Origin of the sequence: Alistipes sp. An66, assembly GCF_002161445.1 — a bacterium.
Taxonomy (GTDB): Bacteria; Bacteroidota; Bacteroidia; order Bacteroidales; family Rikenellaceae; genus Alistipes; species Alistipes cottocaccae.
Genome location: NZ_NFHT01000031.1, coordinates 1 through 9594, shown reverse-complemented (window position 1 = coordinate 9594; position 9594 = coordinate 1). Strand labels below are relative to the sequence as shown.

The following is a 9594-nucleotide window of genomic DNA, read 5'->3' as shown; positions in this document are numbered from 1 at the left end:
TCACAAGGAAGGAGAGTCCAAAAGGCTCTCTTTCTTGCGTTTAGGGAGGTTGTCATGCGCATGGCAACCTTTTTTTGTGCCTGGTTTCGGCCCGTTTTCAGGGACTTTTTATCCAGTTGTGTAAACCAGTGTGTAAACCGAAAAAAACGATGAACACCACCATCGAAGCGGTTCTCTACACCTCCAAAACTTTATCTAACGGCCAGCATCCCATCCTGTTACGATTGACAAAGAATCGGAAGCGGAAGTACATCAGCCTGCATATCTCCCTTCCGCAAGAGCAATGGGATGCAAAAAAGTGTAAACCACGCCACAACTGTCCCGACCGAGAGCGAATTGAAGCCCTTATCCAGCAAAAAACACAGGAACTCCAGCATCAGGTCATGGACTTCAAGACAAACGACAAGGAGTACACATTGAGCACGCTGGTCGAAAAGGCATCCCGCAAGATCGTGCGCCAAACCGTCGGTGACTATCTGAACGCCTACATCGACCGTCTGCTGGCCGTGAACCGTGTCGGAAACGCCAAGACCTTTCAGGAACTCCGCACCTCGCTGACCCGATTCTGCCATTCGCTGGACTTCTACTTTCTCGACATTGACACCGAGTGGCTGAAACGCTACGAGCAATGGTTGCGGGTGGAGCGACACTATTCGGACAACTCCATCGGCATCCGCTTCCGCTCGTTGCGCGTTCTCTACAACAGTGCCATCACCGACGGTCTAATCAAAAAGACGGACTACCCTTTCGATACCTTTAAGGTAAGCCGATTTAAGGAGGCCACAGCCAAACGATCGCTCACGAAGGAGGATATTCGGCGGATTATGGATTGCGAGGTACGGACGCTGACCAAGTACCCCAAACCGTTCCTGCAACTGGCCAAAGACCTGTTCCTGTTCAGCTATCTGTCGTGCGGCATCAATCTTACCGATATTCTACACATCCGCTATGCCGACATCGTGGACGGACGCTTGGTCTTCAACCGCCAGAAAACGGGCAAACTCCTCTCGTTTCAGCTACAGCCCGAGGCCCTAGCCATTCTCGACAAGTACCGTCAACCGAACGCTCATCCGCAGGATTACATCTTTCCCGTGCTGAAACGAACCGTCCACGTCACGGCCCAGCAACAGTACGGACGGGTGCAACGAACGAACAAGCGGATCAACCGTTACCTGAAACTCATCGGTGAACACCTGCACCTACCCATCCCGCTGACGACCTATGTTGCCCGCCACAGCTTTGCCACCGTGTTGAAAAGGTCAGGAGTTTCGACCTCCATCATTTCGGAATCGCTCGGACACAGTTCGGAAAAGATCACGCAAATCTACCTCGATTCATTCGAGAATTCGCAGATCAACGAGGCCATGCAGCATCTGCTGTAAGATCAAAGAGGACAGACATTGACAAAGGGTATAGATTAAGCCCCTATGTCAATGTTTGTCCTCCTCATTCTGCTGATCTTGTGGTTAGATATTATTGGGTAGATAGCAGGACAGACTTGGTAAAAGGGGTTAATTATAGGCCTCTTTACCAAGTTTGTCCTTTGTTTTTTGTATATTAGGGACTACTAACCACAGTTACTATGGATAAGGATTCAATCGGTTACATTCACGTCTTTACATGGGAGCAATTTCAAAGAGCATTGGTATATACGAAAAAGTATTACGGGATGGATGCCCCTTACTTCTATCGGACATTGGATGCAGAATTAGAAGGGGAAAACCAACCTGTTACGATTCACTGCCGCCTCATGTTCGAGGATTTTTGCGACCGCCTGTTGTTCGCAGACAAGTCCACCTCTAAATATATGGAGCAAATACCCCACGAGGAGGTACCGATTATATGGACACTGATGTTCGTAGAGTGGGGATTATGGTGCGAATGGCTGAAAGATCAAGACAGCGACTATACGCTTGGCGATTATTATGCCGATAATCTCAACAATTATTACCAAGACCACATGCGGGAGGAGTTATTGGAAACCTACCTGTTCTGCAAACAGATACCCATCCGCCCGCAACGAACAAACGAAATCATATTGACGATCAATAAGACCTCCAAGGAATATTCGAGAAAACTCGTACTTCCGAATTTCGAGAACTGGGTACTGCGTGGTGCATTGTTGCAGTATTGCGAAAGCCACCTGGAAGATATACACTCCGTGGAAGAGGCACAAAAAGCATTGGATAAGTACCATGCAAAAGGACGTAAGGCGGATGAAATAATCGACCGCATCATATACGGCACCTATACGATGTTCAAGGATGCCGCAAAAGATACCCGAACCGCCAGTACGGGGCTGTGCCGAATCATTCAGAATTATCTCGTATATCTTGAACTGATCGCTTCGGACAGCGATGCTGCACTCGATATTCAAAATATCGCAGGCCGAATCAAGTACCTGCTGAAACAGGGCAAAGAGCCTCGGTTCAGTCCGTATCTATTGAGAGGGGAAGAGGCACGAAAGGCATTAAGGGGAAGCGGTCAGAGCACATTCGAGGATATGATGAGATAGTTCACACTTCACATCCCAAATTTTGGAAAGAATAGACGGCATTTTCGCTGTCTATTCTTTCTCTTTTTTGGTTGTGGAAAGAGGGATATTTGTACCGCAGCTTCGTCTGACTGGCCAGCAGTCGAGGTTGTGGGAGCAAGCCGAACGCCCAAGCAAGTGGAGGCAGAAACGAAAAATCATCATGTTTGTTAGAGATGTAAAAATCGACAAGGGATCGTGGCTCTCGGACGTAATGAAAGAGATTCCGACGAACACGATTCTCAACAAGGTAATGACGGGTTGTGGTGCAACCACACTGGAAATCAATGCTGCACGTCATTCCATCATCATCGAACCGAACGTTCCCGTGATTATCGGGAAGAAAGCCCAGCACGACTTTCTCTTCGCCGTGTACGAGGGTACGACACGCGATGACGTGAAAGCCTACCTCGCAGGTGAGGAGGACGGCTACCGCAAGATTATCACCACGCCCGAGGGCTTTGACAAAAAGGTCCTGCCTGCCATGTATGAACTGGGCATCCCCATCTACGAGGAGTATTTTCTCCTGTTCGATGAATGCGAAAAGCCCATACAGGATGTAGGCTACCGAGGTGACATCTATCTGCCCGTCGAAGACTTCTTCAAGTTCAAGGGTAAGGCCATGGTATCCGCAACGCCCATCATCCCCTCCGATCCCCGCTTCGAAGAACAGGGGTTCGAGATGCTGCGAATCGTTCCCTCCTTCGACTTCTGCAAGGATCTGACAGTGGTCGTAACCAACAACACTGTGCGGGTGCTGCGGAAACTGCTGGACCGTTACCACAAGGCAGGAGAAAAAGTCTGCATCTTCTTCAACTCGACGGACACGACGTTGAGTCTCATTCAGACCCTCAAACTGCAAGGGCGATGCAAGGTCTTCTGCTCGGAGAAGAGTGTGCGTAAGCTCAAACGGGAAGGATTCTCCGACGTAAGCGACAACCTGACCGAGCTGGCCGAGATCAACTTCTTCACCAGTCGTTTCTACTCGGCTGTGGATATTAAGCTGGACTACCAACCGAACGTCATCATCCTGACCGATGTATATCATGCGCCCTACTCGATGATCGACCCACAGACCGAGGTGGTGCAGGCCATCGGACGATTCCGCAACGGTGTAGCAAGAATCCACCATGTAACCAACACCTGTAACATCCTGTCGTGCCTGTCCCGAGAGACCCTCTTCGAGCAATTGGGAAGCAAGGAGATCATATATAATAAGGTGGCGGCTATCCCTACGGCCAACGACATCGAAAAGAGTGCCTTACTGGAGGCTATGGCTGGAATGGACTACACACGATTCATAACCCGTGAGGGGAAGCGAAACTGGTTCATGTGGGACAATGCCTGGGAGGACGAGAAAATACGAGCCTACTACAAATATCCCGATGCAATAAAGGCCGCATATCAGACAGCTCCGTTCCATGTCAATATCGTGCCTTACGAACAGCCCGTTTCGGACGAAGATCGTCTGCGTCGCAAGCAGGCCAAGCTAAAAAGCACCAAAGAGCTATGGCGGGAGGTAATCGGACAACTTGACAAATTGAAGGCCGCCAATCCCAACACGGAGCCGAGTTACATCCTTGAAGAGTTGGGAGAAGAGTGTGCCACGATGGTAAGAGCCCACACCATATTGGGCGCCAAACGAATCGAAGCGCTCGGATATGATCGCCGCAGAATCGAAGCAGCTTTGGGCTGTGTCGAAGAGAACCAATTGCTGACCTCCGAGAAGATGCAGCAGGCTGTTTATGGGCGTTTCCACACGGAAGACATCGTTCCTGTCAATGAGGTCAATGCGTTCATGCGGCAGTTGATAACCGACAACGGTATCCCATTCGAGGGGCGAGTAGATCGAAAAGTCATCGGTCTGTTCTTCGAGCTGGAGGACTGCAAGCAGAACCAAGCACGGGCGTTCAAATTCGGTAAGAAGAAATACGAATTTTAGAGCAGGCAGAGGACAGACTTGGACGAGGGGTCTATATTTAACCCTCTCGACCAAGTTTGTCCCCTCCCTCTTGAAAGCTATACAGAGAGAAATTAATAACTAAAAAATATTTGAAATATGTCTACAAAGATTGAATGGACAACCGAGACATGGAATCCTGTTACGGGATGTACGCAACTATCGGCAGGATGTGCCAACTGCTATGCAAAAACGATTGCGTTGCAGATGCAGAAGAATGGAGTGAGAAAGTATATGAACGGATTTACAGTAACGATGCACGAATATACGCTGAACATGCCACGACTATTGCGTGAACCCTCGTTCATCTTCGTCTGCTCGATGTCCGACCTTTTTCACAAGGACGTACCGTTTGAGTTCATCGACAAGGTGATGGCCGTGATTCGTTCGACACCAAGACACACGTATCAAATTCTTACGAAACGAGCAGAACGGATGGCAGAATATTTCGCAACGAGAGCAATACCCGCAAATGTATGGTTGGGTGTTACGGTCGAGGTTCCGAGTGTAAAATACAGAATCGACTGCTTGCGCAATCTTCCTGCTTCGATAAGGTTTCTATCGTGTGAGCCGCTGGTGGAAGATTTAGGTGAACTCGACTTGACGAATATAGATTGGGTAATTGTAGGTGGAGAGCATGCAATCAACGCACGACCGATGAAAGAAGAGTGGGTATTGTCGATAAAGGAGCAGGCCGAGAAACAAGGTGCGTTGTTCTTCTTCAAGCAATGGGGAAGCATCGGCAGTGACGGTGTTTATCGAAGCGTAGAGCGCAACGGCAGCGAGTTGCAAGGTAAGACTTATAAGGCAATGACAACAGTAAACAGGCATACGTTATTCGGGTAGGCTGACAATATATGAATAGACTGAGGACAGACATTTTCGAGTGGTCTATATTCTATACCGCTCGATAATGTTTGTCCTTTTCTCTTGGGTAGGATATATACTGCACGCAAGCAGATACATGAATCAAATCCCCCCCCTATTGAGGTTGGGAAGTAATATTCCAGAGGCGATTTTTTCTGGCCGATTATCGGGAATTTTTCCAGACTAACAACAAAAGCAACAGACAGATGATGAGTGTATTTATTTATTCATCATCTAATTTGTAGCTTTATGCAATTACGTCCATCCATGCGCCGTGCAGCTAAAATGAGGCTGGCACTGGCTGGAGCCTCGGGGTCGGGCAAAACCTACTCCTCGCTCCTCATTGCTTACGGCATGACCTCCGACTGGTCCCGTGTTGCCGTCATCGATTCCGAGAACGGCTCGGCCGATCTCTATGCCCATCTGGGCAGTTATCAGGTTCTCACCCTGCCCGACTACTCTCCCGAGACCTACATCGAGGCCATCGGTATTTGTGAACAGGCAGGTGCCGAAGTTATCGTTATCGACAGCATCTCCCATTGCTGGGACTATCTGCTCGATTTCCACGCCAACCTGCAAGGAAACTCCTTTGCCAACTGGGCCAAGGTCACACCCCGTCAGAATGCCTTCATCCAACGTATTCTCAACTCCTCGTGCCACATCATCTGCACCATGCGTTCCAAGCAGGATTATGTCCTCTCGGACAAGAACGGCAAGATGGTCCCCGAGAAGGTGGGCTTGAAGGCCGTGCAGCGCGATAACGTGGACTATGAGTTCACCGCCGTGCTGGACATCGCCATGAACCACAAGGCCACTACTTCCAAAGACCGAACGGGGCTATTTACAGGGCATCCCGAGTTCACAATAACTCCTGCCGTGGGGCAAGCCATTCTCAAATGGTGCAACATGACGCAGACCGCGCAATCGAATCCTTCCACGCAAAACCTCCACAGCCATGCTTCCAGCCTTTCAGCCTAATCCCGAGTTTGCCGTAGGGTTGAATCTTCCCGTGGAGGAGGCAACCATCGTAGAGGAACGTCCCGCAACGCCGATTGTGTCGCTGGGGACTGCACCGCATCCCCGTCACTTTATCGAGGCCAACACCAAGCCTGTCGATATGGCCCATCTGAAGAACGATTGTGTCGTTCCCGTATTCAGTAAGGACAACGAGGTAACGATCTCCCACCAGAGTTTTATCGAGACCGTTTGGAATGCAGCTCATCGGCTGTTTCCACAAGAGGTCATCGACACACCCGATATTGTCGTTTCGCATATCATCAAGGGACGGATTCCCGAGGCTATCCACAAACCCGTGAATCAGCTCTTGGAGACGGACAAGACCATCTATTACGAGCGCATGGCCTTCTGTTTCGAGATTCCCTCAATTTACGAGGAGGTGGCAGGCAATCGATTGAATCTTTCGATTGGAGGAGTGAGGGCCTATAACCACGAAAATCTCTATTCGAAAAAGACGGTCGAGAAGTTCAAGGTCTTCATCGGTTTCAAGAATCTTGTCTGCTGCAACCTGTGTGTATCGACCGACGGATTCAAACGGGAGTTGCGGGTGATGAGCGTACAGGAGTTGCTTGAGGCTTCGTTGCAGTTGTTCCAGCAGTACGATGCCGAACGGCATATTCGGCAGATGGCAGCCCTGCAACGGCAATCGCTCAGTGAGCACCAGTTTGCCCAGTTGATCGGCAAGGCACGGTTGTATCAATACCTGCCCACAGCCGAGCGAAAGGCATTGCCTGCTATGGAGTTTACCGACTGCCACATCAATGCCGTGGCCAAGGCCTACTACACGGACGAGAACTTTTCCCGAGGGACGAATCCCGAGATTGACTTGTGGAAGCTCTACAACCTCTTTACGGGAGCCAACAAGTCCAGCTACATCGACACATTCCTCGACCGTTCGCTGAATGCAACGCAGTTGATTGCAGGAATCGGACGGGCCTTGGAGGGAGATACCGAATACAGCTGGTTTGTGGAGTAACGCTTTACAGAGAAGAATACCCTTGCTGTCTTATGACGGCAGGGGTATTTTCTTATGCTCAAAATCAAAGCGTACTAATATATAGCGAGATAGCTATATCGCTTATAATCTACACATTACGATTTGCTGCAAAATCTACAACTTACAGATATGGAATTTATGCTGACGTAAAGTCGGAATCCATGGTTTTCAGGGTTCTGAAAAGCAGAGTTTCAACGTTTATGCAGGCGTAAAGTCTATTTTTAACTGCAACAGCTCCGAGAAATCGGGAAGATGTTTTACTTTTCAGTTTGTTTCCGTATCTTTGTGGGACATACGAACAAACACGGAAAGTGTTGCTTGTTCTCGTTGAACGAACGTAGGAAATTCGATTATAGCGGAGAATAGGCTGACATCTTGCCGCGTCATATCCATTCATGGATATAGGCGTGGGGCTGTTGCTTATTTATGCTATAAGGTTTCCTACGACCTGTTCAACTAAAATAAGTTTTCGGCACCACGCTTTCTGTTTCTAAAATCAAACAATTAACCGTCGTTCAGGTGCTGGGACGACAAACCTAAACTTTATAACCATGAAAAAACTAATTGCCCTATTGGCTGCAATAGCAATTATCGGAAGTATTTCCGCACAAAGTAAAACAGCCTACTTGGATCTTTATCAACGAGGTGGAGCACAGCATTTAAGAACGACCTTAATGTTCAACAAAAAAACTATCTATCTTGGAAAAAAGAATCTCGGCGAGGTTCTCAACATGTTGGCCGAATCGGGCTGGGAGATAGACAAAACATTAAATATCAGGAGAGTTTGCTGGTTTTGGCCTTTTACCCGTCACAAATTTCACCTTGTATTAAAAAAAGAATATCAAGCAGGAGAGAATCCGTTTGCACAAATTCAGACCAACGTTATCAAAAGTCTAAAACAGGGAAAAACATCTATGCAGGAGAGCTACTCTAATCAAGAAAATGTCACTGTTCAAGAAAATGTCACTGTTATTAAAAACTCAGCATTTTACAGAAAAATAGATTTAAAGGAGATACATATTCCTAACAGTATTGTCAAAATAGGCAGGTTTGCATTCGCCTTATGTCTCAATTTGAAAGCCATCTATTGTGAACCACTCACTCCTCCCGAACTGGGATTTGGCGCTTTTGATGGCATTCCTAAAGGCTTCAAAATATACGTTCCTCGCGCTGCCGAGAAAGCATATAAAGTAGCCGATGGCTGGAAAAAATATGCCAATCAGATTGTCGGATATGATTTTTAATAAGTAGCACCTTATTGATCGAGGACAGACTTGTACAGACGGTCTATATTATACCGCTCTGCACAAGTTTGTCCTTTTTATATACTTGCATATTTCATTAATTTTAACTATATTTACATCATAATCAAAGATTTATTAACAATACAAATTTTAGCTAAAATGAAAAGAAAAACACCGATAACAGATTGACAAACGGGCACAGAGATATTGAATGATATTGAAATCTCCTATGTTGCCAAATCCATATCCTATGATCTTGATGGAATATGCCTGTTTGTAGGACGTAGAACCGACAATCCCACGCCCGTAGAGTTCTACTACTTCCTTGAACTCGATATAGACCCTATTCAAGCCGTTACAATCTCCTTTCTAAAAAGAGGTCTTCTACAAACAGGATTCAATTTTACACTACCACCTCAAGAGTCCAATCAAAGACCCTACATCGTAAAATTTCCGAATGTTATTACCATTCCACCAATCGGATATCCGCTCAATCTTTTTGAAGCGCATATCCACAGTGATACTATTGTGTTCAACTATACAGCACAAAATGGTACCAAGAAAGAGTTCCGCTTTTCACTGGCTGGCTTCAATGAGAAATATTTGGAACAGTTTGTATAAATACAAAAGCATCTAACAGTTCCCGAGGACAGACTTTGCAAAGGGGTCTCAAATATACCCTTTTTGCGAAAGTTTGGCCTTTCTTTAATGTCATATCTCCTCAATTCACTTATTGTTTAACCAGCATTGGATTTGCTCGATTGTGTAAACCAACGTGTAAACCGAACGAAACAGCCACACAGAAAACGGGCAAACTCCAGACGGATCAACCATCGTAACTATCTGTCAATCAAGCCACATTTGCACTCGCAATAAAGGAAAGGCGCCGTAGCTTAATTGAATAGAGCATCTGACTACGGATCAGAAGGTTACAGGTTTGAGTCCTGTCGGCGTCACAAGGAAGGAGAGTCCAAAA

At 47.2% G+C, this 9594-nt stretch carries 8 protein-coding genes and 1 tRNA gene; all 9 read left to right on the top strand.

Annotated elements, in window-relative coordinates; translation table 11 throughout:
* Positions 1-149 precede the first annotated feature (149 nt).
* Positions 150-1382: a site-specific integrase gene (locus B5G16_RS12200; RefSeq protein WP_087264297.1), complete on the top strand. Its 1233-nt coding sequence runs from the start codon at positions 150-152 to the stop codon at positions 1380-1382.
* 200 nt (positions 1383-1582) lie between these two features.
* Positions 1583-2515, top strand: coding sequence for a hypothetical protein (locus B5G16_RS12195; protein WP_087264295.1), 933 nt, complete (start codon positions 1583-1585; stop codon positions 2513-2515).
* A 22-nt stretch (positions 2516-2537) separates the two neighbouring features.
* A complete protein-coding gene (locus tag B5G16_RS12190) occupies positions 2538-4475 on the top strand; it encodes a hypothetical protein (protein ID WP_239406109.1) in 1938 nt (645 codons plus the stop codon).
* 117 nt (positions 4476-4592) lie between these two features.
* A complete protein-coding gene (locus B5G16_RS12185; protein ID WP_087264291.1) occupies positions 4593-5339 on the top strand; it encodes a phage Gp37/Gp68 family protein in 747 nt (248 codons plus the stop codon).
* A 270-nt stretch (positions 5340-5609) separates the two neighbouring features.
* Positions 5610-6338, top strand: a complete 729-nt coding sequence (locus B5G16_RS12180; RefSeq protein WP_087264289.1) for an ATP-binding protein — start codon at positions 5610-5612, stop codon at positions 6336-6338.
* Positions 6316-7353 (top strand): DUF3871 family protein, encoded by a 1038-nt coding sequence (locus B5G16_RS12175; RefSeq protein ID WP_087264287.1) that lies wholly within the window; start codon positions 6316-6318, stop codon positions 7351-7353. Before B5G16_RS12180 ends, B5G16_RS12175 begins: the two co-directional genes overlap by 23 nt.
* A 572-nt stretch (positions 7354-7925) precedes the next feature.
* Positions 7926-8618 carry a leucine-rich repeat protein gene (locus B5G16_RS12170; protein ID WP_087264285.1) on the top strand — a complete coding sequence of 231 codons (693 nt, stop codon included), beginning with the start codon at positions 7926-7928 and terminating at the stop codon, positions 8616-8618.
* Positions 8619-8825: 207 nt separating this feature from the next.
* Positions 8826-9239, top strand: a complete 414-nt coding sequence (locus B5G16_RS12165; RefSeq protein ID WP_087264282.1) for a hypothetical protein — start codon at positions 8826-8828, stop codon at positions 9237-9239.
* Between the two features lie 261 nt (positions 9240-9500).
* Positions 9501-9574 (top strand) — tRNA-Arg (locus B5G16_RS12160).
* Positions 9575-9594: the final 20 nt, after the last annotated feature.